At 40.8% G+C, this 23,954-nt stretch carries 22 protein-coding genes and 1 pseudogene; 19 read left to right on the top strand and 4 right to left on the bottom strand.

Going from position 1 to position 23,954, the window contains the following annotated elements; translation table 11 throughout:
- The first annotated feature begins 14 nt into the window (after positions 1 to 14).
- A complete protein-coding gene (obgE, locus tag HU823_RS15505) occupies positions 15 to 1,301 on the top strand; it encodes a GTPase ObgE (RefSeq protein WP_144698812.1) in 1,287 nt (428 codons plus the stop codon).
- A gap of 116 nt (positions 1,302 to 1,417) precedes the next feature.
- A complete protein-coding gene (locus HU823_RS15500; RefSeq protein ID WP_137788756.1) occupies positions 1,418 to 1,864 on the top strand; it encodes an ACT domain-containing protein in 447 nt (148 codons plus the stop codon).
- Positions 1,865 to 1,904: 40 nt separating this feature from the next.
- On the opposite strand, the gene HU823_RS15495 is transcribed toward HU823_RS15500, so the two are convergent.
- Positions 1,905 to 2,432 (bottom strand): transcription repressor NadR, encoded by a 528-nt coding sequence (locus HU823_RS15495; protein ID WP_144698816.1) that lies wholly within the window; start codon positions 2,430 to 2,432, stop codon positions 1,905 to 1,907.
- On the bottom strand, positions 2,429 to 3,580 hold the full coding sequence (locus HU823_RS15490) for an IscS subfamily cysteine desulfurase (protein WP_197222636.1): 1,152 nt from the start codon (positions 3,578 to 3,580) through the stop codon (positions 2,429 to 2,431). Before HU823_RS15490 ends, HU823_RS15495 begins: the two co-directional genes overlap by 4 nt.
- 97 nt (positions 3,581 to 3,677) lie before the next feature.
- On the opposite strand from HU823_RS15490, the gene nadB reads away from it, so the two are divergent.
- The 12 genes from nadB (at position 3,678) to yajC (ending at position 15,389) form a co-directional block, all read left to right on the top strand.
- Entirely contained in the window at positions 3,678 to 5,258 is a 1,581-nt protein-coding gene (gene nadB / locus HU823_RS15485; protein ID WP_197222635.1) for an L-aspartate oxidase, read from the top strand.
- A complete protein-coding gene (gene nadC / locus HU823_RS15480; protein WP_197222857.1) occupies positions 5,212 to 6,072 on the top strand; it encodes a carboxylating nicotinate-nucleotide diphosphorylase in 861 nt (286 codons plus the stop codon). The genes nadB and nadC overlap by 47 nt, the downstream gene beginning before the upstream one ends.
- Complete coding sequence (gene nadA / locus HU823_RS15475; protein ID WP_197222634.1) at positions 6,047 to 7,144, top strand: quinolinate synthase NadA; 1,098 nt, start codon at positions 6,047 to 6,049, stop codon at positions 7,142 to 7,144. The genes nadC and nadA overlap by 26 nt, the downstream gene beginning before the upstream one ends.
- Before the next feature lie 136 nt (positions 7,145 to 7,280).
- The gene (locus tag HU823_RS15470) at positions 7,281 to 8,858 is read left to right on the top strand and encodes a LysM peptidoglycan-binding domain-containing protein (protein ID WP_197222633.1); all 1,578 of its coding nucleotides are present in this window, start codon (positions 7,281 to 7,283) and stop codon (positions 8,856 to 8,858) included.
- Positions 8,851 to 9,831 carry a hypothetical protein gene (locus tag HU823_RS15465; protein WP_197222632.1) on the top strand — a complete coding sequence of 327 codons (981 nt, stop codon included), beginning with the start codon at positions 8,851 to 8,853 and terminating at the stop codon, positions 9,829 to 9,831. The genes HU823_RS15470 and HU823_RS15465 overlap by 8 nt, the downstream gene beginning before the upstream one ends.
- 72 nt (positions 9,832 to 9,903) lie before the next feature.
- Positions 9,904 to 10,491 carry a YhcN/YlaJ family sporulation lipoprotein gene (locus tag HU823_RS15460; protein WP_144698826.1) on the top strand — a complete coding sequence of 196 codons (588 nt, stop codon included), beginning with the start codon at positions 9,904 to 9,906 and terminating at the stop codon, positions 10,489 to 10,491.
- 253 nt (positions 10,492 to 10,744) lie between these two features.
- Positions 10,745 to 11,338: a Holliday junction branch migration protein RuvA gene (ruvA, locus tag HU823_RS15455; RefSeq protein WP_197222631.1), complete on the top strand. Its 594-nt coding sequence runs from the start codon at positions 10,745 to 10,747 to the stop codon at positions 11,336 to 11,338.
- A gap of 14 nt (positions 11,339 to 11,352) precedes the next feature.
- Positions 11,353 to 12,354 carry a Holliday junction branch migration DNA helicase RuvB gene (gene ruvB, locus HU823_RS15450; protein WP_144698830.1) on the top strand — a complete coding sequence of 334 codons (1,002 nt, stop codon included), beginning with the start codon at positions 11,353 to 11,355 and terminating at the stop codon, positions 12,352 to 12,354.
- Positions 12,351 to 12,542, top strand: a complete 192-nt coding sequence (locus HU823_RS15445; protein ID WP_144698832.1) for a DUF2905 domain-containing protein — start codon at positions 12,351 to 12,353, stop codon at positions 12,540 to 12,542. The genes ruvB and HU823_RS15445 overlap by 4 nt, the downstream gene beginning before the upstream one ends.
- A gap of 347 nt (positions 12,543 to 12,889) precedes the next feature.
- Positions 12,890 to 13,918 (top strand): tRNA preQ1(34) S-adenosylmethionine ribosyltransferase-isomerase QueA, encoded by a 1,029-nt coding sequence (gene queA / locus HU823_RS15440; RefSeq protein ID WP_197222630.1) that lies wholly within the window; start codon positions 12,890 to 12,892, stop codon positions 13,916 to 13,918.
- Positions 13,919 to 13,935: 17 nt separating this feature from the next.
- Positions 13,936 to 15,078 (top strand): tRNA guanosine(34) transglycosylase Tgt, encoded by a 1,143-nt coding sequence (gene tgt / locus HU823_RS15435; protein ID WP_144698836.1) that lies wholly within the window; start codon positions 13,936 to 13,938, stop codon positions 15,076 to 15,078.
- Between the two features lie 41 nt (positions 15,079 to 15,119).
- On the top strand, positions 15,120 to 15,389 hold the full coding sequence (gene yajC, locus HU823_RS15430; protein ID WP_144698838.1) for a preprotein translocase subunit YajC: 270 nt from the start codon (positions 15,120 to 15,122) through the stop codon (positions 15,387 to 15,389).
- A gap of 24 nt (positions 15,390 to 15,413) precedes the next feature.
- Here yajC and HU823_RS15425 read toward each other — a convergent pair whose 3' ends face one another.
- Complete coding sequence (locus HU823_RS15425; protein WP_225218661.1) at positions 15,414 to 15,803, bottom strand: TIGR04086 family membrane protein; 390 nt, start codon at positions 15,801 to 15,803, stop codon at positions 15,414 to 15,416.
- A gap of 196 nt (positions 15,804 to 15,999) precedes the next feature.
- Between HU823_RS15425 and HU823_RS15420 the strand changes: the two genes are divergently transcribed.
- Positions 16,000 to 16,659, top strand: coding sequence for a DUF421 domain-containing protein (locus HU823_RS15420; protein WP_197222629.1), 660 nt, complete (start codon positions 16,000 to 16,002; stop codon positions 16,657 to 16,659).
- A 19-nt stretch (positions 16,660 to 16,678) separates the two neighbouring features.
- Here HU823_RS15420 and spoVB read toward each other — a convergent pair whose 3' ends face one another.
- On the bottom strand, positions 16,679 to 18,229 hold the full coding sequence (gene spoVB / locus HU823_RS15415; RefSeq protein ID WP_186320472.1) for a stage V sporulation protein B: 1,551 nt from the start codon (positions 18,227 to 18,229) through the stop codon (positions 16,679 to 16,681).
- A 99-nt stretch (positions 18,230 to 18,328) separates the two neighbouring features.
- Between spoVB and HU823_RS15410 the strand changes: the two genes are divergently transcribed.
- The 4 genes and pseudogenes from HU823_RS15410 (at position 18,329) to HU823_RS15395 (ending at position 23,936) form a co-directional block, all read left to right on the top strand.
- Complete coding sequence (locus HU823_RS15410; protein ID WP_197222628.1) at positions 18,329 to 18,589, top strand: post-transcriptional regulator; 261 nt, start codon at positions 18,329 to 18,331, stop codon at positions 18,587 to 18,589.
- A gap of 176 nt (positions 18,590 to 18,765) precedes the next feature.
- Positions 18,766 to 20,980, top strand: a pseudogene (gene secDF / locus HU823_RS15405) (protein translocase subunit SecDF).
- 71 nt (positions 20,981 to 21,051) lie between these two features.
- Complete coding sequence (gene recJ / locus HU823_RS15400; RefSeq protein WP_197222627.1) at positions 21,052 to 23,403, top strand: single-stranded-DNA-specific exonuclease RecJ; 2,352 nt, start codon at positions 21,052 to 21,054, stop codon at positions 23,401 to 23,403.
- Positions 23,404 to 23,423: 20 nt separating this feature from the next.
- A complete protein-coding gene (locus HU823_RS15395) occupies positions 23,424 to 23,936 on the top strand; it encodes an adenine phosphoribosyltransferase (protein WP_144698846.1) in 513 nt (170 codons plus the stop codon).
- Positions 23,937 to 23,954: the final 18 nt, after the last annotated feature.

Here is a 23,954-nt window from a genome sequence, read left to right as displayed (position 1 = left end):
AGGAGGAGAATGAAATGTTTGTCGATCAGGTCAAGATTTATTTAAAAGCAGGCGACGGCGGAAACGGAATGGTTGCATTTCGCCGTGAAAAATACGTTCCAGACGGTGGTCCTGCTGGTGGTGATGGAGGAAAAGGAGCAAACGTAATCTTTGAAGTTGAAGAAGGCTTACGAACGCTTATGGACTTTCGTTACAACCGTCATTTTAAAGCCCCTCGAGGTGAACATGGTATGTCTAAGGGCATGCATGGGAAAAAAGCGAACGATATGATTGTTAAAGTTCCTCCTGGTACTGTCGTTACAGATGCTAATACAGGAGAAACGATTGCTGACCTTGTGCATCATCAGCAGCAAGCGATCATCGCTAAAGGCGGTCGAGGCGGCCGTGGAAACACTCGTTTTGCCACTCCTGCAAATCCGGCTCCGGAAATTGCTGAGAACGGTGAACCAGGTGAAGAACGAGAAGTAACGTTAGAATTGAAAGTCTTAGCTGACGTAGGATTAGTCGGATTTCCGAGTGTAGGGAAATCAACCTTCTTATCGATTGTTTCAGCAGCTAAGCCGAAAATTGCTGAGTACCATTTTACAACGATCACTCCTAACTTAGGTGTTGTTGCGGTTGAAGATGGAAGAAGCTTTGTAATGGCTGATCTTCCAGGTTTGATCGAAGGTGCTCACGAAGGTATCGGACTCGGTCATCAATTCTTAAGACATATCGAAAGAACACGTGTTATTCTACATGTTATCGACATGTCTGGAATGGAAGGACGAGATCCTTATGATGATTTCGTGAAAATTAACGATGAACTTAATCAGTACAACATGCGATTAATGGAACGTCCTCAAATTGTACTTGCTAACAAAATGGACATTCCAGGTGCTGAAGAAAACCTTGAAATTTTCAAAGAAAAAGTGGGAGAAGACGTAAAAGTATTCCCGATTTCTGCGATTTCTCGTCAAGGTATCAGAGAAGTGCTTTTCACTACAGCAGATACTCTTGAAGTAACACCTGAGTTCCCGCTTATTCATGATGATGGTGGAGAACAGCAAAGGGTTCTATATAAGCACGAAAAAGAAGATGCTGGCTTCTACATTACTCGTGACCCTGCAGGTATTTTTGTTATCAATGGTCCGAAGATTGAAAAGCTGTTCAAGATGACAGACTTTTCTCGAGAAGAAGCAACAAAGCGTTTTGCAAGACAAATGCGTACTCTTGGTGTAGACCAAGCTTTACGTGATCGTGGAGCAGAGCATGGCGATGTTGTTCGAATCCTAAAATATGAGTTCGAATTTATCGATTAAAAGAAGGCAGCCTATTCTGTAGGCTGTCTTTGTTTTATACAAATGTCCGTGTGAGATAGACATAGGAAGCCAATCCTATTATAATAAAGGTAAGAAAGTCACCGGAGGAAAGCCAAATGAAAAATGACCAGCAGTATTATATGGTAAGAGAAGATGTATTGTCCGAATCTATGCAAAAAGCATTGGAAGCAAAGTCTCTCTTAGATCGAGGAAAAGTTAAAACAGTCGCAGAGGCCGCAGAAAAAGTTGGCTTGAGCCGAAGTGCATTTTATAAATACCGTGATGGAATCTTTCCGTTTCATACGATGGTAAAAGAAAAAATTATTACACTTTCCATTCACTTAGAAGACAGATCTGGTGCCCTGTCGAGCCTGTTAACAGTCGTTGCTTCCCAAGGATGCAACGTATTAACGATCAATCAGACGATTCCATTGCAGGGACGTGCACATATTACATTGACGATCGAAACAAACATGCTTCAAGGAGATATGAAGGACTTGTTAAGCACATTAAACCGTATGGAAACGGTTGAACGAGTTGAAGTAGTAGGAACGGGCGCATAGAAAAATCCCTGGCTGATACAGCTAGGGATTTCTTTTTAGCTTATAATAAAAAACCTTTTTCCTTTAAGGCACCACAAACTTTATCGAGTTTCTCTTCAGAGTCTGATGAGAGAGTGTGCATGTGAATGCCTTCTGTTAATTCACTTAAAAGACTGGCATTCGTTTCTCTTAGGCGTTTAATCAAATCTTCAACATCCTTTCGTGTTGAGAGTTTGAGTGAAGCTTTTATATCTCCATAAACAGGGTGTTCAACGGTCACATCTTCGACTGTAACTCCGTAATCCACGATTGTTATGAGTTCGTTTGTTGTTTCTTCTGGTGGATGATTGGCAGCAATCACGCGCGAGTATTTCTTGTTTGAGTCGTTCTTCAAGTAAATATAGCCTTGAGCTGTTGCCATGATCGGCTCACCGCTTGCTTTTAAAAGTGACATGTCTTGTACGATAACTTGTCTGCTCACATTCGTTCTAGTGGCGAGAATAGAACCACTAAGCGGCTTGTCAGCTTTCATCAGCCATTCTATGAGCTGCGAACGTCTATCATCACCTTTTAATTTCTCGTTACTCATCTTGTTATTACCTCACTAACCGATCTGAATGTATTTGTTATTTCGATAAGTACTTTGCCAAGTAAAGTAATTTCTTCAGAAGTTGTTTGATGACTAGTCGATATTCGGACTAATTCATGAGCTTCACTCTCAGTTCTTCCAAGTGCAAGTAAGGTTTTAGAAGGTGCCTGCTGTCCGTTCTTACATGCTGATCCTGTTGAAACAGCGATTTTTAATCGGTTAAGTTCTTGCATCATGATCTGACCTTCCATCCCTTTTACCCGGATTGGAATGATGAAAGGAGAGCTGTCATCAAAGCCTTCAAAGGCTATGTTCTTATTTGTAAGTATAGACGATATGAGTTGTTTTCGCATGTCAACAGCATGCTGATAGTGTTCATGCTGTAGTTGAAATGCCTCTTCTGCTGCTGTTACAAAAGCTGTTACTGATGGGAGATCAACGGTACCTGCTCGGAATCCCCGTTCATGCGTGACTTCAGCTAGAAGAGGAGCTATGTGAACAGATGGTGAAATGTATACTGCACCGGTTCCTTTTGGTCCGTTTATCTTGTGTGCAGACATTGTAAAAGCATCAATACTCATAGATTGAAAATAACTTTTATTCCATTTTCCGAATGATTGAACACAATCACTATGAAACAGAACACCACGATCCTTTAAAAGTGCACCGATCTCTCTAATATTCTGAACGATTCCCGTTTCACTGTTCACATGCTGAATGGTGACTAGAACGGTATCTGGTCGAATAGAAGACAGCAACGTATCAATTGAGATCTTTCCATTCTTTTGTACGGGAATTCTAGTTATCTCATACCCGCTCTTCTCTAAGAATTTTAGAACATAATCAACAGAAGGGTGTTCGATACTTGATGAGATAATGTGTTTTCCTTTATAGTTTGCTCCATGTGCTAAAGAAGTAATAGCCAGAAAATTACCATCAGATCCTCCGCCAGTAAAATAGATCCCCTCACTTTCTTTACCTAACAAGTCAGCTAAAGAACACCGAGCATGTTCCAATAAATCGCGAGCTGCTAGCCCACCCTCGTGAAGACTCTCTGTATTTTGGAAATAAGTTTGAGAAGTTTGTACGAAAGCGTTAAGCGCTGAATCAGACAATGGTGTAGTTGCTGCATAATCAAGATATATCAAGGTTTCCACCTCAGTTTTAATAAAATAGTTGTATCTAGTTTAAATCTATGTAAATATAGGTGTCAAGACACGTGTAAAGTTGAGGTGTTTTGTGTTTATGAAACATATGGAAGCAGATGTTTTAATTATCGGCGGAGGAATCGCTGGATTGATGGCTGCTGAATATTTAAGTTCGCATAAGAATGTGATAGTTATCACAAAGTTTTCTGCAGAGAAATCAAATTCTTTTTTAGCTCAAGGGGGAATATCTGCAGCTATAGATAAAGAGGACTCTTGGGCGGAGCATTTTTTAGATACTCTCAAGGCAGGGCACCATCATAATGATCAAGAGGCGGTCAAACAACTTGTGAAAGAAGGAGAAAGTGTCGTTCGTACACTTACTGAATGGGGAGTAAGCTTTGACAGACATGAGAACGGTTCTTTTATGTTGGGTAAAGAAGGCGGACACCATCGAAGCCGTATTGTTCATGCTGGAGGAGATCAAACAGGTAAAAAAGTGATTGAAGCTTTAATTCGACGAGTAAGAAAAAAGGTTAAGATGGTCAGCCATCAATATGCAGTTGATTTGATCATACAAGATCAAAAGTGTGTCGGTGTATATTGTAAGGATGACGAAAATCAAACCACGATTTTTCAAGCTAAAAATACAATATTGGCTGGTGGAGGCTATGCGGGAATCTATGGAACGACCTCAAATGCATATGGATCGGATGGGAGCGTTCTATGCATGGCTTATCGAGCCGGCGTAGAACTTTCGGACTTGGAGTTTGTCCAATTCCATCCAACCCTTTTATCAGGAAGAGTACCTGCAGGATTGATCACCGAAGCTGTTCGTGGTCAGGGTGGAATATTGGTCAATTCGAGTGGTGTTCCTTTTATGAAGGATGTTCATCCGTTAAAAGACCTTGCACCGCGAGATATCGTATCTAAGAGACTTTTTCAAGAGATTCATGTTCACGGTGAGAAAGTTTTCCTGGATATTTCTTTGATTAAGGAATTTAAAAGTAAATTCCCTGGAGTGACGATGCTTTGCAAGAATGCTGGTATCGATTTGAATAAAGGGCTGATACCTGTATCACCTGGTGCGCATTTTACGATGGGTGGAATCGTTACAGATCAAACCGGAAAGACCTCATTGCGAGGGCTGTATGCGATAGGAGAGTGCGCGAATACGGGTGTACATGGTGCAAATCGGTTAGCGAGTAATTCTCTGCTTGAAGGAGCAGTTTTTGCAAAAGAAGCAGCAAAAAGTATTCTTTCATCAGAGGTATCGGATACGCGTCCTGCAATTATAAAAAGAAAGATTTCGAACGACGAGAAATCCATTAAGCGCCGAAATCTTCTGCAAGAAGAAGAGATTCAACGTCTTATGGATAAATATGCGGGCATCGTGAGAAGTGAAAAAGAATTGATAAATGCTGCAGAAATCCTAGACCTCGGATCGTGGAGAACAGAACTGCTCAAAGAACCCCTTTCTGTGATCAAGAGGTTCAATATGCAGACCATCGCATGGTTGACAGTAACAAGTTGCCTGAAGAGAGAAGAAAGCAGAGGAAGTCATTATCGCAATGATTTTCCATCTCAGAACAATGAATGGAACTCAAAAAATATAATAAGGAGTTTGTGGCATGATGAATCCATTATTGCTGAAAAAACAGCTGCAGGAATTTTTAATTGAAGATATTGGATCAGGAGACTTGTCAGCGTCTCTTTTTGAAGATCACACAGAAGTCACCGCAACGATTATGGCGAAAGAAAATGGAGTAATGGCTGGTGGACAAATTTTATCTATTGGATATGAATTGATTGATAGCGGCATACAAACGAGTATCTTTATCAACGAAGGAGAGAAGTTTGCTGCAGGTACAGTATTAGCTGAGATCACGGGGAGAAGACAGAGTGTTCTATCTGGTGAAAGAGTCATACTCAACCTTTTGCAACGTCTGTCAGGTATAGCGTCGATCACAGCTGAAGCAGTCTCTTGGTGTGAAGGTGATACTCGTATTTGTGATACCAGAAAGACGACACCAGGATTAAGAATGTTTGAAAAGTATGCGGTCCGATGTGGAGGAGGATACAACCACCGGTTTGGACTCTACGATACCGTGATGCTAAAGGATAATCACTTAGCGGGATTTCCTTCTATTCGAGAAGCCGTAGAAACAGCGCGTAAAAAGTGTGGACACACCGTAAAGATAGAAGTAGAAACAGAGACGGAAGAACAAGTGATTGAAGCTGTCTTAGCTGGAGCGGATATTATCATGTTTGATAATTGCAGCCCCCAAGAGATTAAACAAAGACTTACTCATGTACCTTCAAGTATTATAACGGAAGCCTCTGGCGGGATTACACTGGATGAGATTAAGAAGTATAGTGAAACCGGTGTTGATTACATTTCTCTCGGTTACTTAACTCACTCTTATAAAGCACTAGACATTAGCATGAATGTTAAAGGAGTTGTAAAACATGACTTTATTAAAAACGTTTTCTAAAACAAATGTATTACCAGATCGATATAGCACCATGTCAGTTGAAGAAATGGAAGCTAGGGTTCACGAGATTAAAAGCAGTTTAGGAAATCGTTTGTTCCTTCCGGCTCATCATTATCAAAAAGATGAAATCGTTCAATTTGCAGATGTTACAGGGGACTCTCTTCAGCTTGCAAAAATTTCTGCAGAGAATAAAGATGCTGACTTTATCGTATTCTGTGGTGTCCATTTTATGGCTGAAACAGCTGACATGTTGAGCACTGATAATCAAACGGTCATTCTGCCAGATCTGAAAGCAGGCTGCTCGATGGCGGATATGGCGAATATTCATCAGACCGAGAGAGCATGGATTGAACTTCAAAAGCTTTTCGGTGATACGATACTGCCACTTACTTATGTGAACTCAACAGCGGAGATAAAAGCGTTTTGCGGGAAGAATGGAGGGGCTACAGTAACTTCTTCCAACGCTAAAGAGATGGTAAGCTGGGCTTTCGGTCAAAAAGAAAGATTGCTGTTTCTTCCGGATCAGCATTTGGGAAGAAATACTGCATTTGATCTAGGTATAGCACTAGAAGATATGGCGATCTGGGATCCGATCTCAAACCGATTGATCTATGACGGTACGGATATCGAACAAATTAAAGTGATCCTATGGAAAGGACATTGTTCTGTTCATGAAAAGTTTACGGTGGGTCAGATTGCCGACTTTAGAGAAAATCATTCGGAGTTCCAGATTATTGTTCATCCAGAATGTACACATGAGGTTGTAAGAGCTAGTGATCTGAACGGATCTACTCATTTTATTATTGAGACGATCAAACATGCAGAACCAGGAACAAGCTGGGCTGTAGGAACAGAGATGAATCTAGTGAACAGACTGGCTCAACAATTCAATGACAAGAAAATTGTTTCATTAAACCCGAATCTATGCCCATGCCTTACGATGAACCGAATTGATCTGCCACACCTTTTATGGGCGCTTGAAAATATAGTAGACGGAAATGTAGAAAACGTTATTAAAGTAGATGAAGAAACAAAAAAATATGCGATAACAGCATTGAATCGAATGATGTAGTGTTTCTCCCCCTGTCATAACCTTCTTTTATGAGGCATAAATTGATAAAGGAATAATGTCACTTCTAATACGATGTAGCAATATGCCCAAATGTTCATATACTGTAAGGAAATTTGGCAGGAGGGAGTTTTGCAGCGTGAGAATACACATTGTGCAAAAAGGGGACACACTCGACAAGATTGCTGAAAAATATGATGTACCAGTTAATGAATTAAGAAAAGCAAATCCAGGGTTCTCCAAAACAGATGTAATTGAACGGGGGGAAAAGATTAAAATCCCGATCAAGATGCCAGGTATGAAGAAAGAACAGCCTATTGTACCGGTTAAAGAAAAACCGGTTGCACCTGTACAAGAGGCTCCGAAGCCAGCACCAGTTAAGCCAGCACCAAAGAAACCAGCTCCGGTAAAACAAGAAATGAAACCAGCACCAATGAAGCCGGCGCCTTTAAAACCAGCACCAACAAAGATGGAAAAGAAAGATGCTCCGATGAAAAAGGATGCTCCGTCGAAAAAAGATGTTCCTATGAAAAAAGACTCACCAATGAAAAAAGATGTTCCAATGTTAAAAGATCAACCGATGAAAGCACCGATGAAGCAGCCTATGGCACCTATTCATGATAAAGATTTTGCTGGAATGGTGGAGTCCTCAAATCTAGGGCATTATGTTCCGATGGGATACCCAAATCAGCAACCAAACATAGCGAACATGCCGAATGTGGCAAATCAACCAAACATAGCGAACATGCCAAATATGGCAAACCAGCCAAACATGGCAAACCAACCTAATATGCCAAACCAACCAAATGTGGCGAGCAAGCACGGGATATATGCAGGAAAAGATGGCTACGCGCCAAATAAACATCCATTTTTAATGGAAGAATCATCTGGAATGATGCAGAACATGTATGGTTCTATGCCGCCGATGTTTCCTAAACCACAAACCTATTCTCAAATGCCACAGGGTTATGGAATGATGCCGCCACAAGGGTTCAGCGGAATGCCACAACTCTATGGTGGCGGATACCCTCAAGGTGGTCAACAAGGTGGAGGTAGTATGCAGCAGGGAGGTTCTATGCCTTTTGGAGAATACCCTGATTCAGATATGGATCAAATGCCTTCCGGAGAATATACACCTGGCGGTCAACAGATGCAAGATATGCAGATGGGAATGCAACAGCCAGGGTCAATGGGCATGATGCCTATGGGTATGCCACAAGGATTTAGTGGAATGCCACAGATGGGTCAAATGGGAATGGGTATGATGCCTCAAGGAGGCGGAATGCCAGGAATGCCGCAGATGGGTATGATGCCACAAGGCGGGGGAATGCCAGGAATGCCACAGATGGGCATGATGCCGCAAGGCGGTGGAATGCCAGGAATGCCACAGATGGGTATGATGCCACAAGGCGGGGGAATGCCAGGAATGGGTCAGATGGGCATGATGCCGCAAGGTGGTGGAATGCCAGGAATGGGTCAGATGGGTATGATGCCGCAAGGTGCGGGAATGCCAGGAATGCCGCAGATGGGTATGATGCCGCAAGGCGCGGGAATGCCAGGAATGGGCCAGATGGGTATGATGCCTCAGGGCGGTGGAATGCCAGGAATGCCTGGGATGCCTCAACAGATGCAACAAGGTATGCCTAACCCTTATTCACAAGCTCAATCTCGTGAAATAGATGAGAATTTTACGGAAGAAACGGAAGAAGATGAATAGGGACGTAAGGGACGATTTCCAAGGGGATCGTCTTTTTTTAAAAAAGATGAATGAAATGGGTCTTGAAGTGCTTGACTTTGGTTTTTTTCGAGAGAACGTTATCTGGATAAAAACCAAACAAGGAAAATTTGTTTTAAAAGGGTTCAACCGATCCGAAACTTGCAGCAAACAATTAAAGCTCTCTAAACTTTATCATGGGCAAAAGCCGAGGATTATGGGCACTTATACGGCATTTCCGAATCAGAAAAAAACCGTTCAATTCGGAAAATACATTTGGGCAATCATGCCGTTTTATAAAGGAGAAGGTCTTCATTTTGGCAAAAAGGACGATGTAAAAGCTGGAGTTGAGGCAATCAGCCGTTTTCATTCTTTCTCAAAACATATACCGGTACCACTCTATGAACAATTGTCTTCATATTCTTTGTTTAAAAAATGGAGTGACAGATTGAACGCCTTTAAATTTCATGCACGATCTGCAAATTGGAATCATCAGATGCAACCTTTAATTTCTGAAATCATAATGTGGGGAGATTGGAGCTTAAGTCATTTCGATCATGAAGCTGTAAAAACGCTGGAGAAAAAAGCATATAAGAAAAAAGAGATTACACATGGCGATGTTGCTCCACATAATTTTGTGAAGTATAAAGATAGAGACACGTATCTGATTGACTTTGACCTTTTTGCAGCAGTTCCTCAAGCCTTTGATTGGCTGCAGTATGCAAATCGAATCTTACCGTTTTGGCATTGGTCTTACGCTAAAATGGAAGAGGTTGGAAATGAAGATTTCTTAAAATGTTTTACTAAAAAATGGTTTGTTATTTGCTTAGTATTTCCTACAGACCTCTATCGAGAATGGAATAGGGCCCTTAAAACGGGTGACAATGAAATGATTGAAGCTGTAACAAGGTTTACGTTGCGAGATTTTTCTCACAGAAAAAAATTTGTTGAAAAGATAATGAAGAGGATGAGTTAACAGTCATCCTACATTTAACAGATTAATTAGAGCCTTCTTCTGCCAAGCTAATGGTGAAAGGAGGTTTTTCCATTGAACTTATTAGGGAAATCACTTACCGTAACAATCCTAGCAGTAGGTCTTGTAGGCTGTAATGGTGTAAATGAATCACAGGATAAGAATGACAACGATGTTCGACCGATTGGGTACTACTCAAATGAGGGAGATAATCGTGGTGATCTTGACCGCGGTAATGGATTCATAACTGATATGGCTGATCGAGATGTAAATGATCATACTGCAACTTACCATGAAGACTATGATGGTAAACTTGCTGATCGTATTGCGAAAAATGTCAATGACATCCGGGGTGTAGACGATGCTCACGTTATTCTTGAGGATAACAACGTCATTGTAGGAATAGACACGGATAATAAGAAGAGGACGGAACTAACTAACAAAGTTAGAGAGATCACTTCTAAATTGGCACCAAATCGTGATGTGAAAATTGTAGCTGATCGAGATATGGTTAACCGCATTGAGAACGTTGATAACGATCTGCGAGATGGCCGTGCATACACGGAAGTTGAATCAGATGTTCGCGGAATCAGCAACGATATCGTAAATGCCGGCAGTGATCTTGGAAATGCGATAAAACGTCCTTTCGAAAACAACCGCTAGAATAAAAAAGAACTGTCAGAAGTTAAATCAACTTTTGATCAGTTCTTTTTTGTTGTTTATGGAACCTCCTTCTTTTTTAAAAGTATGTTAAAGAGTTTCTTATTTAAATTTCATCTGAAAGTGTACAAAATACGTCCTCAACGGACGTTCACAAAGTAATCAAATTCACTTTTTATAAGGATTTAAGGGAGAGCCTATGATACAATAAGCAATAGAAACATACGCTCGTGTTTAGCGTTAGGGAGAGAAGAATTTGATTGAAAGTATTTCTGGAAATGTAGATTACATAACGGCAGAATATATTGTTATTAACAATAATGGAATCGGATATAAAATTTTATGTCCAAATCCGTTTATTTATAAATTAAACGATCAAAAAACGGTATATACGTATCAATATGTTCGTGAGGATATACTGGCACTTTATGGTTTTAAGAATAGAAAGGAACGCGACTTGTTCTTAAAACTATTGAACGTGTCTGGAATCGGTCCAAAGGGAGCATTAGCGATCGTTGCCTTCGGTCAGCCTGAGCAGGTGGTCAATGCGATCGAACAGGAAGATGAAAAGTTCCTAACGAAATTTCCTGGTGTAGGAAAGAAGACGGCACGTCAGATGATCTTAGATCTGAAAGGTAAGATCTCAATCTTCGCTGATGTAGAATTCACGGATGGACTTTTTGCAGATGTTGAACCAGATAGTGATGAACTTGACGAAGCACTTGAAGCTCTTGCTGTCTTAGGTTATGGCAGAAAAGAAATCCAAAAAATTCTTCCGGATCTGAAAAAAGAAAAGATGTCAGCAAACGAATATGTTAAAGCGGCATTAAAGAAGTTAATGAATTCATAAGGACGTGAGGATGTATGGAAGAGAGAATTGTTTCTTCAGAGGAACGTCGAGATGAAGCAAATATCGAGTTAAGCCTGCGCCCTGAACTACTAGACGAGTATATTGGACAAACCTCCGTAAAGGATAATTTGCGGATTTTTATTAAAGCTGCAAAACTTCGTAACGAACCTCTTGATCATGTCCTGTTGTACGGGCCACCTGGTTTAGGTAAGACCACGCTGGCATCGATCATTGCAAACGAGATGGAAGTTAACTTGAGAACAACTAGTGGGCCAGCTATTGAACGGCCTGGTGACCTGGCAGCTATCCTAACATCGTTAGAACCGGGTGATGTGCTGTTCATCGATGAAATTCACCGATTATCTCGTGCCATAGAAGAGATTTTATATTCAGCAATGGAAGACTTTTGTTTAGATATCGTGATCGGAAAAGGAGAGGTTGCAAGATCTGTGAGATTAGACTTGCCTCCTTTCACATTGATCGGCGCGACCACAAGAGCGGGTTCTTTATCAGCTCCTCTCCGAGATCGTTTCGGGGTACTTGCAAGGCTGGAATACTATAAGCCGGATGAGCTAGGTGAGATCGTAAGGCGTACAGGTGATGTCTTTGGTGTAAGAGTAGATGACCTATCTGCTGAAGAAATCGCGAGAAGATCAAGAGGTACACCGAGGATCGCAAACCGTTTGTTACGTCGTGTCAGAGATTTTGTGCAGGTTGAAGGCAAAGATACGATTTCTTTGCCAATCTGTCAGAAAGCTTTAGAGCTTCTGCAAGTAGACCGTTTAGGTTTAGACCATATTGACCATAAATTATTACTAGGGATCATTCACACGTATAAAGGCGGTCCTGTAGGTCTAGAGACTATTTCGGCTACCATAGGTGAAGAATCGATGACGATTGAAGATGTTTATGAGCCGTATCTTCTTCAGATTGGCTTTTTACAGCGTACTCCACGTGGACGGATGGTCACAGAACAGGCCTATCAATACTTTGGACTGGAGGCTTCCGCAGATTGAACAAACTGTTAATCGTTGCAGGAATCGTCCTAATTATTATAGGATTAGTAGGGACGTATATAGGTAAACTTCCTGGGGATATGGTTTGGAAAAAAGGAAACACGACCGTTTATTTTCCAATCATGACATCCATTATCATCAGTGTTGTACTTTCCTTGATCTTCATGATCATAGGTCGATTTAAATAGAAAGTTATTGCAACTTTGCTCTTGAAGTGGTTGATTTCCTCTCCGGGTTGCTCGCTTTCCGCGGGGTGTGCGGTGAGCCTCCTAGCGCTATGCGCTTCTAGGAGTCTCACCTGTCTAGCTACAGTGGCTAGCTCCTCGAGGTCAAAAGTCAATCGGTCATGAAGGCAAACAAACGCCTTCTTAGACCGTTCGCCTTTCGCTTGTCGGAGCTGAACGAGCCACTATCGCTTTTTGAACTGTCACACTGATCCCGCAGGAGTCTTGCACCCTGCGTTCCAATCAACTTGTCATGGAGACGAGCAAAGTTTACTTAGAAAAGTGCTATATAGAAAGCAGGAATACATTACATGAACGTAAATGATTTTGATTTCCATCTACCTGAGGAATTAATTGCGCAAACACCGCTTGAGAACCGCACTTCTTCAAGATTGATGGTGTTAGATAGATCACAAGAAACAATTGAACATAAACATTTTTATGATTTGAAAAATTTTTTAAAAGCAGGAGACTGTCTTGTCTTAAATGACACACGTGTTCTTCCGGCAAGACTTTTTGGGCAAAAATCAGATACAGGTGGAAAAGTAGAGGTGCTTCTTTTAAAAGAAGAAGGTAACGACACTTGGGAAACACTTGTTAAGCCAGCAAAAAGAATAAAACCGGGAACGGAAATCTCTTTTGGAGACGGCCGTTTAAAAGCAGTTTGTACAGGTGAGAGTGACCACGGAGGCAGACAGCTTAAGTTTATCTACGATGGAATCTTCTACGAACTGCTCGATGACCTTGGTCAGATGCCACTTCCACCGTACATTAAGGAACAGCTAGATGAAAAAGACCGTTATCAGACTGTTTATGCTGTACATCAAGGTTCTGCAGCTGCTCCAACCGCGGGGCTGCATTTTACCACAGAATTGATCGAAGAGATTAAATCTATTGGTGTACATGTAACGTTCATTACTCTTCACGTCGGTTTAGGCACGTTTCGACCTGTTAGTGTAGAGAATGTTCTCGAGCATGACATGCATGCAGAATTTTATCAAGTCACAAAAGGAACAGCGGAACTGTTAAATGGGGTTAAAGAAGCTGGAGGAAGAATTATTACCGTTGGAACGACGAGTACACGAACACTTGAAACGGTAGCGAATAAATTTGACGGCAAGTTTGAAGAAGATTCTGGTTGGACAGATATCTTTATCTATCCTGGTTATACGTTCAAAGCGATCGATGGATTGATTACGAATTTCCATCTTCCAAAATCAACATTAATCATGTTGGTGAGTGCATTAGCATCAAAAGATTTCGTTTTAAGAGCATATCATGAAGCCGTCGAAGAAAAGTATCGCTTTTTCAGTTTCGGTGACGCGATGCTTATACTTTAAGGGGGATATATTCTAAGATGAAACCAGCAGTAACATATGAATTAATAAAAACGTGCAAACAATCAGGTGCAAGATTAGGGAAAGTTCATACTCCGCACGGAACATTTGAAACACCTATCTTCATGCCGGTGGGAACATTAGCAACAGTAAAAACGATGAGTCCTGAAGAACTCAAAGAGCTTGGAGCAGAGATCATACTGAGCAATACGTATCACCTATGGTTACGCCCAGGACATGATATCGTAAAAGAAGCTGGTGGTCTTCATAAATTTATGAACTGGGATCGTCCGATTCTTACGGATTCAGGAGGCTTTCAAGTCTTCTCATTAAGTGATCTGAGAGAGATCAAAGAAGAGGGTGTACACTTCAGAAATCATCTGAGTGGTGAAAAGCTTTTCTTAAGCCCTGAAGGTGCAATGGAGATTCAGAACGCGCTAGGTTCTGATATTATGATGGCGTTTGATGAGTGTCCGCCTTATCCTGCAGAATATGATTATATGAAAGCTTCTGTTGAACGAACAAGCCGTTGGGCCGAACGCTGCTTAAAAGGACATGCTAGACCTGAAGATCAAGCCCTTTTTGGTATCGTGCAGGGTGGAGAATACGAGGAGCTTCGAAAACAGAGTGCTCGAGATCTTGTATCGCTTGATTTCCCGGGTTATGCAGTCGGAGGTCTCTCAGTAGGTGAGCCGAAAGATGTGATGAATCGTGTCTTAGATTTTACAACGCCTCACCTTCCAGAGAACAAACCGCGTTATCTGATGGGCGTAGGCTCTCCTGACTCACTTATTGATGGAGCGATCCGTGGAATCGACATGTTTGATTGTGTACTGCCAACGCGTATCGCTAGAAACGGAACGTGTATGACAAGTGAAGGAAGGCTAGTGGTCCGTAACGCGAAGTATGCAAGAGATTTCCGTCCGATCGATGAAAAGTGTGACTGTCATGTTTGCCGAACTTACTCTAGAGCTTATATTCGTCACCTTGTAAAAGCGAACGAAACATTCGGTTTCCGATTAACAAGTTACCATAACCTATATTTTTTGGTAAACTTAATGAAGCAAGTAAGACAAGCGATCATGGAAGATAGACTTCTTGATTTTAGAAATGAATTCTTTGAAATGTATGGGTTCAATAAACCGAACGCGCGTAATTTCTAAAAAATGATAAATATTTGACTTATAGAAAGGGGTGAAATAGTATGGGAAACCTTGGAGGAATATTGCCGATTATCTTGATGTTTGCAATTTTTTATTTTCTGTTGATCCGACCGCAGCAAAAGAGACAAAAAGCGGTTCGTGAGATGCAGTCTAACCTTAAAAAGGGCGACAAAGTTGTAACGATCGGTGGACTACACGGAACACTAGACAGCATCGATGATAACATCGCTGTTATTCGTTCGAACGATGGCGCAAAGTTAACATTCGATCGTAATGCGATCCGTGAAGTTAAAGAAGAAGCAGTACTATAACAAAAAGACCCGTTCATACGGGTCTTATTTATATGTTTGCTTATGACTGCTTAAGTTGACACCCATGATGCCACCGATGATCGCTAATAAAAGAAAAAGAGCATGATACATGTACTGAGAGGAGTTGAACGTACTTTGATAGCCTAAGTATTGCACGAGAAAAACAAAAAAAGAAAACAAGAGACTTGTACCCCCACCTAACAGCCAACCTTTACTCTGACCTTTCTTACCTGAAATCAACCCACCGATAAATAATGATAAAAAAGAAAGACCTACTGTCACCCATTTTAACGACCCTTCAGTTAGCCCTGTAAACCGCAGCAATAGTGAGAGCACTAAACTGCAAAGCATGATCATTAGCAGAACAGCAATCAGACCCCGTCCCATAGAAGAAGCCATGTGTTTAATCCCCATCTTTGATCCTCCTTATCCCTAGAAGCTTTCTATATACTTTATTCAGACAACGAAAAAATTAGAAGTACAAGCAAGTATTTTCCCTTTCGTTTCCATTGGTTTTTATTTGGCAAAACCTGCGTATCATGTTTTTTCATATCTGTGCCACACTAAGAAATGGAATGAACATGTAACGTACTATGGAAGGAGGGGAATCATGGAACTGTATACGATTATTTTCAGGACGCTTTTTATCTATTTTTTAATCATGGTTATCTTTCGAATGATGGGAAAACGCGAGATGGGAAAGTTATCAATTATTGACTTTGTTGTTTCGATCATGATCGCAGAATTAGCTGTAATCTCAATTGAAGATCCTTCGATTCCCATGTTGAATTCCCTCGTGTCCATCTTTGTCTTGTTGAGCATCCAGCTTATATTGGCTCTTGTTTCATTAAAGAGCAGAAGGATGAGAGAGATCGTTGACGGTAAACCTTCATTAATCATTAAAGAAGGTCAAGTGGATGAACATGAGATGAAAAAGCAGCGGTACAACTTTGATGATCTTTTAACTCAATTACGTGAGAACAATATTAGAAGTTTGAACGAAGTTGAATTTGGAATATTAGAAACAACGGGCAAACTATCAATAATTAAAAAAGATGAGGAATCTGAAAATACACCGATCCAAATGATCATGCCTCTAATTTTGGACGGAAAGATCTTAGAAGATAATCTTGAAAAGATGGATAAGACGTCTTTTTGGTTAAGACAAGAGTTAAAGAAGGTTGGATTTAAAGAGATAAAGAACATTTCGTTCTGTACACTGAATGAAGATGGGACATTATATGTTGACGAACTGAACAGCAAAAAATAAAACAGCCAAACTGGCTGTTTTAGATCCATCTTTTAATGAAAGGTATGTGTTTAAGATCTTCTTTACCTAAAAGTTTAAAGAAGACGAGAACAAACAAATAGATACCGCATGTTGCCGTTACGCATATTGTTAGACCTTGTACCGGGGAAAATTGCGGCATCATGTACTGATACAGATAAACCGCTGCTCCTCCTGTTATAAAAATCGAAAGCAGGCATAAGACAAAATCTTTTACCACGATCGTATAACTGATCGCTTTGATGACTGTAGCAAAATGAAGCAGAGTAACGACGACGATACTGATCACGATTCCAAGTGCTGCTCCCATAATCCCAAACTCGGGTCGGGTAGCTAGAGCAAAAATCGCTGTTAACTTTACAAGAGCACCAATGAGACTGTTGATCATGGCAGAACGAGCCAGATTCAAAGCCTGAAGTACGGCTTGTAACGGACCTTGAAAATAAAGGAAAAAGAAAAAAGGTGTCATGATTTTTACATAGGACGCGGAAGCCGGTGAATCATACATCAAGTCCATGATCGGTACCGCGTATACATACATAATCACAGCCGCAATACCGCCAGATAACATGGAGAGCCTGAGTGCTTGATTCAGACGATGTTCAATTAAGTGGTATTTTTTTTGTGCGTTCGCTTCACTGATAGCAGGTACTAAAGAGATCGAAAGAGAATACGTAATGAACGTTGGCAGAAACAATAGTGGGATAACATAACCTGCAAGTTCTCCGTATTGCGCAGTAGCTACAGCCGTAGTGATTCCAGCGATCGCTAAACTATTAGCCACTACAATTGGTTCAAAAAAGTAGGAAACAGAACCGATCAATTGACTCCCCGTTGTTGGGAGAGCGATATTAAGGAGGTCTTTCATCGTTTCATGACCTTGCTTCAACTGCTTAAAAAATCCTTTTCGGATGCGCATCTTCTTTTTCACTTTAAACATGGAAAACATATAAAGAAGTGATGCGAGCTCACCGATAATAACAGAGATCATCGCGCCAGCTGCCGCATATTCTACGCCGTATGGAAGAAATAGACCTGTTAATAATGCCACGAGAGCAATTCGGACCACCTGTTCGATGACCTGTGAATAAGCAGAAGGTCTCATGTTCTGCAGACCTTGAAAATACCCTCTTAAAACCGAGGAAACAGCAATGACAGGTACTACAGGTGCGATAGCGAGCAATGGCCATATCGTACGATGATCGGTAAAGAAGTATTCCGCTAATAACGGAGCAGCGATAAACAATGCGATCGTGATCACAATGCTCAAAATTCCTGTGATGGCCAAAGATACGATCAAAATTTTTCTTACTTTCGAACGATCTCCTGTCGCATCAGCTTCTGCTACTAGTTTTGATATGGCGATCGGCAGACCTAGCCTTGTTAACGTTACGGCTAATAAGAACGTAGGCACTGCCATCATATAGAGGCCGACACCTTCGTGACCCATGACACGAGCCATGACGATTCGATTAACGAAGCCGAGAATTTTGGTTACTAGACCTGCTAATATAAGCAGAATTGTTCCTTGCACGAGTGTTTGTTTTGTCATCTTAACCTGTCCCTTCTTGGACAATCTTATATATCACTATATGCAAGTAGAGTGAACCGTCATGACAGCTTGTTTTATCTCAAAAGGAGAGAATGTAGAATGGAGAATACACATTTTTCGGAATGGAAGAACGAAGTCAAACCAGCGGTACAAAGTAAAAAAGAAGAATTTCATTATTTGGGGTATGAAAGTGTAACTGAAGAGGAAATATGGGAATGTGTTCAATCTAAATTAAAGAAAAAGAAAGTTGAGCCTCGTCTCTACGCGTTGGTTGACACAATTTTAGCTCTTTCATTAAATGATTTTATGACGTGGCTAACGATACGCTCATATAAAGAAGAGGGGCTGACTCAAGAGTAGAACTTACTTTTGGGCAGCCTTGTTCTTTTGTTAAGCTATATTTATTATGTTTTATTTATGAACATTCACAGGACAAATTGACAGAAAAAAACAACAATCGCTATAATGGGAAGGGTTAGTATTCGTACTTATACATAGTGTTGTTTTTTGATACAGCATGAAGGAGGTTTCTTGAAGTGGTAAAAAGGAGTAAGATCGTCATCTTTTTTGTTGTGCTCATCATGTTCGCAGCACTAATCGGGCTTACAACAGAAAAGATCGTAAAAGGTACAAAGCTTGGGCTAGATCTCCAAGGTGGTTTTGAAGTACTTTACGATGTTGAACCTGTGAAAAAAGATCAAAAAATTACACAGGAAACATTAAAGAGTACGGTTGAAGCATTGAACAGCCGTATCAACGTGTTAGGTGTCTCAGAGCCTGAGATTCAGATCGAGGGAGACAACAGAATTCGAGTTCAGCTTGCTGGTGTAACCGATCAGAACAAAGCACGTGAACTATTATCTACACAAGCAGAGTTAACATTCCGAGATGTGGATGATAAGGTGCTTTTAGATGGTTCAGATTTAGAAGGAAATGGTGCAAAACAAACGTTTGAATCACAAAATAATAAGCCAATCGTTTCACTTAAGCTAAAAGACGCAGATAAGTTTGCTGAAATTACAGAAGAAGTTCTTCAGCGTCAGCCGCAAGGTGAAAACATCATGGTTATTTGGTTAGATTATGAAAAAGGGGACTCATTTAAAGAAGAACAGAAAAAAGAACTTGCTGGAAAACAGCCAAAGTATATTTCTGCACCTTATGTAAGAGAAAAACTTACTCAAAAAGATGTAACCATCACAGGGCAATTTTCTGTTGAAGAAGCACAGAGTTTAGCAAAAATCTTAAACGCCGGTGCTCTTCCAGTTAAACTTGATGAAGTATATTCGACATCAGTTGGAGCAAAGTTCGGAGAGAAAGCATTAAATGAAACGGTATTTGCTGGCTTTATCGGAATTGCAGTAATCTTTTTATTCATGCTCATCTTCTATCGTGTGCCTGGAATCATTGCTGTTATCACGCTATCCATCTATATATGGTTGATCTTAGCTATTTTCTATCTGATGAACGGAGTTCTAACGCTTCCGGGTATCGCAGCTCTTATTCTAGGAGTAGGTATGGCGGTTGACGCTAACATCATCACGTATGAACGAATCAAAGAGGAACTAAGAAGCGGGAAATCTGTGTTAAGTGCGTTTAAAGCAGGAAATCGTCGTTCATTCACTACGATTTTTGATGCAAACATTACGACGATCCTTGCAGCGGCTGTGTTGTTCGCGTATGGAACAAGCTCTGTAAAAGGGTTCGCGTTAGTTTTAATTATTTCAGTTCTGGCAAGTTTCATCACGGCCGTTTTCGGTACAAGACTTTTCCTAGGTTTATGGGTACAGTCACGTGTTATGGATAAGAAGCCAGGCTTGTTTGGTGTAAAGGAGAGTGACATCCGTGAGCTTTAATTACGACTTTGTAAAAAACAGAAACCTTTACTTCATCATCTCGACTCTCCTTACTGTTATTGGAATTGTATTCTTGCTTACAGCTGGATTGAAGCTTGGTATTGATTTTGATAGTGGATCGCGTGTGAATATTCAAGCGAACGAGACACTTACCAATGAAAGTGTAGAAGAGGAGTTCAAGTCACTTGGGCTTGAGCCTGAAGCGGTCGTTCTTGCTGGAAAAAATGATCAGGCAAATGTTTCCTTTAAAGGTGCTTTGTCAAAAGACGAAGTAGCGAAGGTAAACACTCATTTTGAAGAGAAATACGGTGAACCGCCGAGTATCAGTACGGTTACGCCAACGGTTGGCCGTGAGCTTGCACAAAATGCTTTTTATGCCGTACTTATTGCATCTGTAGGTATCATCATCTATGTAGCGTTCCGTTTTGAATGGAGCATGGCTGTTGCCTCAGTTGTCGCTTTATTGCATGATGCTTTTATGATCATTGCCGTATTCAGCATTTTAAGGATAGAAGTAGACCTTCCATTCATTGCAGCGGTTCTAACGATTGTAGGTTATTCCATCAATGACACGATTGTTACGTTCGACCGAATCCGGGAGAACATGAAACTTGAAAAAGTAAGAACACAAGAAAAACTGGCTGAAATCGTAAACAGAAGTATTCATGAAACGTTGGGTCGCTCGATCAATACCGTTCTAACGGTTATTATCGCAGCAGTTGCACTATTGATCTTTGGAGCTGATTCAATCAGAAACTTCTCGATTGCATTGTTGATCGGTTTAACATTTGGTGCGTATTCTTCCATCTTTATCGCTTCTCAGTTGTGGTACGTTATGAAATCACGACAGATGAAATCGAAAAAAACGCGTCCAGTTGAAGCAGAGCCAGAAATTTAAAGTAAATATCATTCATAAATTGTCACCTCTTATCCTGTTTTGTATAATGAATAGGTTAAGAGGTGATTTTTATGTTGGAGCCTAGAACACGGTGGGAGATTCAAGAACCATCTGAAGAAAAGGCAAAATGGTTGTCACAAGAATTAGATATCCCTCTACTGATCGCGAATCTATTGGTTGTCAGAGGAATTGAAACGATTGAGAAAGCAGAAGCATTTTTAAATATAGATACAGATCAATTTCACGATCCATTCTTGATGGATGGGATGACAGAGAGCGTTGAGCGGATACATAGAGCTGTAGAATCGAATGAGAAGATTTTAATTTTTGGCGATTATGACGCAGATGGTGTAAGCAGTACAACGGTAATGTACTATGCACTTAAAGAACTCGGCGCACAGTTTGACTATTATATTCCGAACCGCTTTACAGAAGGCTATGGTCCGAATGAGCCTGCACTAAGAAAAGCCAAAGATGATGGTTACTCACTCGTGGTAACCGTTGATACAGGAATCTCAGCTGTACATGAAGCTAATATCGCAAAAGAGATCGGGCTAGACTTCATTATCACGGACCACCATGAGGCACCTCCTGTATTGCCAGATGCTTATAGCATTATCAATCCTAAAAAACCTGGCTGTACATATCCTTTCTCTGGACTCGCAGGTGTAGGTATAGCATTTAAAGTAGCACATGCCCTTCATGGAAAGGCACCTCTACATTTGCTTGATTATGCATGCATCGGGACAATAGCGGACCTAGTACCGCTTGTTGATGAAAATAGAGTGATTGCGAAACTCGGTATAGAAGCACTCTCGAAAACGGATAAGATCGGATTGCAAGAACTGCTAAAAGTAGCGGGACTTTATGAAAAAGAGCTGACTGCTGAAGATGTAGGATTCGCGATCGGACCGCGAGTGAATGCAGCAGGAAGACTTGGTTCAGCGATGCCAGTGGTGGATCTGTTTACTTCAACTGACCGAGACGAATCAGCCATGTTGTCACAAGAGATCGATTCTGTAAACAAAGAACGTCAAGGAATCGTAAACGAGATCACAAAAGAAGCGATCGCGATGGTCGAAGAAAGTTTTCCTCCTGATGAGAATGAAGTGTTAGTCCTCGCCAAAGAGGGCTGGAATCCGGGGGTTATTGGTATCGTTGCTTCACGACTAGTTGAGAAATTTTATCGCCCTACGATCGTTCTATGTTTGGATCCTGAAAAGGAAACGGCAAAAGGGTCCGCGCGAAGCATCAAAGGATTTGACATGTTTGAGAACCTTTCAGGATCTAGGGACATTCTTCCTCATTTCGGTGGACATCCGATGGCAGCAGGAATGACACTTTCCATGCATGATGTTGATGAATTAAGAAGTAGGCTTATCCGGCAAGCTAAGGAATGTTTAAAACCAGAAGATTATCTGCCGGTTACAACGATCGATCTTACAGCTAGATTAAATGAGATATCACTAGAAACGGTTGAGCTGTTAAGTACGTTATCTCCTTTTGGTGTTGGCAACCCATCGCCTCGTGTAATGGTTGAAGAAGTTCCGATCCGCGAGATGAAAAAGATAGGAAGTCAGTCCAATCACCTCAAGTTACAGGTAGGAAATGGTGAGCTATCAGTTCTCGATTGCATTGGTTTTCAAAAAGGTAGTTTGTTAGAAGAGATGACTCCTTATTCGTTAGTTTCGATCGTTGGACAGATCCAACTGAACGAATGGAACGGCTATAGAAAGCCTCAGCTTCTTCTTGAAGATCTTTCTGTCAATCATTTTCAACTGTTTGATTATAGAGGTCTTAAAGATGCTGCAAAAAGATTAATTGGCCTGCCGCACTCTAAAACATGTTTTATCGCGTTTGAAGAAGAAACAGTAACGCATAAGGATTTTGTTGCGCTATCTGATCAAGTGATCGGTGAAGATGAGTTATTGACTCTACCCGAGGATTATTTTAAAGAAAAGAATTTAGTCTTCTTAGATGTTCCTCCTTCTCTAACTCGCTTTTCAGAATGGCTGGAAACCATCGGTGAACCTTCAAGGATCTATGCGGTGTTTCATCAGAGTACAGAACACTTTTTCACGACGTTACCAACGAGAGAGCATTTCAAATGGTTCTATGGATTTCTTGCAAAAAGAAAAACCTTTAACGTGAAGAGGGATGGTGCAGAACTGGCGAAATGGAAAGGCTGGTCGAAAGAAACAATAGATTTCATGTCAAAGGTGTTTTTTGAGCTGGATTTTGTTACAATAGACGATGGTGTTATTTTCATTAATAAAGAACCTAGCAAACGAGAATTAGAAAGCTCTGAAACCTATCAGAAAAAGTTTGAACAAGCAGACATTGAAAATCAGCTCGTTTACTCTTCTTATCATTCTTTAAAAAGCTGGTTTACAGAACAAACACGGCCAAAAGCCAGTTTGTAATTTTCAGGAGGCAAAGATTCATGGATTATAAGCCGTTTATTTCAGTAGTAGAGAATTTCCCAATCGAAGGCATTCGTTTTAAAGATATTACTTCACTTATGTCTGATGGTGCAGTATATAAACAAGCAATGGATGACATTGCTGTATACGCAAAAGAAAAACAGGTGGATGTGATCGTTGGACCTGAAGCACGTGGATTTATCGTAGGTTGCCCTGTCGCTTACACATTAGGATTAGGATTCGTCCCAGTCCGAAAAGAAGGTAAACTTCCTCGTGAAGTGATCAAAGTTGATTACGGACTTGAGTATGGTAAAGATGTTTTAACGATGCATAAAGACGCGATCAAACCAGGACAAAGAGTCTTGATCACTGACGACTTACTAGCAACAGGCGGAACGATCGAAGCAACGATCAAGTTAGTAGAAGAGCTAGGCGGAGTAGTTGCAGGAATCGCATTCATGATCGAACTTACTTACTTAGATGGCCGTAAGAAACTTTCAGGTTATGATATCTTCACTTTAACTCAATACTAAAAAATATAAGAGTTCCTT

The organism is Fictibacillus sp. 18YEL24, assembly GCF_015903855.1.
In the GTDB taxonomy this organism is placed as follows: domain Bacteria; phylum Bacillota; class Bacilli; order Bacillales; family Fictibacillaceae; genus Fictibacillus; species Fictibacillus phosphorivorans_C.
This window is presented reverse-complemented; position numbering and strand designations above follow the sequence as displayed.

Bases quoted from the DNA above. Each gene is read 5' to 3' on its own strand.
- ruvB (WP_144698830.1), top strand. From the start codon at position 11,353: ATGGAAGAGAGAATTGTTTCTTCAGAGGAACGTCGAGATGAAGCAAAT.
- HU823_RS15420 (WP_197222629.1), top strand. From the start codon at position 16,000: ATGGAACTGTATACGATTATTTTCAGGACGCTTTTTATCTATTTTTTA.
- spoVB (WP_186320472.1), bottom strand. From the start codon at position 18,229: ATGACAAAACAAACACTCGTGCAAGGAACAATTCTGCTTATATTAGCA.
- HU823_RS15500 (WP_137788756.1), top strand. From the start codon at position 1,418: ATGAAAAATGACCAGCAGTATTATATGGTAAGAGAAGATGTATTGTCC.
- nadB (WP_197222635.1), top strand. From the start codon at position 3,678: ATGAAACATATGGAAGCAGATGTTTTAATTATCGGCGGAGGAATCGCT.
- recJ (WP_197222627.1), top strand. From the start codon at position 21,052: ATGTTGGAGCCTAGAACACGGTGGGAGATTCAAGAACCATCTGAAGAA.
- HU823_RS15495 (WP_144698816.1), bottom strand. From the start codon at position 2,432: ATGAGTAACGAGAAATTAAAAGGTGATGATAGACGTTCGCAGCTCATA.
- tgt (WP_144698836.1), top strand. From the start codon at position 13,936: ATGAAACCAGCAGTAACATATGAATTAATAAAAACGTGCAAACAATCA.
- nadA (WP_197222634.1), top strand. From the start codon at position 6,047: ATGACTTTATTAAAAACGTTTTCTAAAACAAATGTATTACCAGATCGA.
- HU823_RS15465 (WP_197222632.1), top strand. From the start codon at position 8,851: ATGAATAGGGACGTAAGGGACGATTTCCAAGGGGATCGTCTTTTTTTA.
- obgE (WP_144698812.1), top strand. From the start codon at position 15: ATGTTTGTCGATCAGGTCAAGATTTATTTAAAAGCAGGCGACGGCGGA.
- nadC (WP_197222857.1), top strand. From the start codon at position 5,212: ATGAATCCATTATTGCTGAAAAAACAGCTGCAGGAATTTTTAATTGAA.
- HU823_RS15425 (WP_225218661.1), bottom strand. From the start codon at position 15,803: ATGGGGATTAAACACATGGCTTCTTCTATGGGACGGGGTCTGATTGCT.
- HU823_RS15410 (WP_197222628.1), top strand. From the start codon at position 18,329: ATGGAGAATACACATTTTTCGGAATGGAAGAACGAAGTCAAACCAGCG.
- yajC (WP_144698838.1), top strand. From the start codon at position 15,120: ATGGGAAACCTTGGAGGAATATTGCCGATTATCTTGATGTTTGCAATT.
- queA (WP_197222630.1), top strand. From the start codon at position 12,890: ATGAACGTAAATGATTTTGATTTCCATCTACCTGAGGAATTAATTGCG.
- HU823_RS15395 (WP_144698846.1), top strand. From the start codon at position 23,424: ATGGATTATAAGCCGTTTATTTCAGTAGTAGAGAATTTCCCAATCGAA.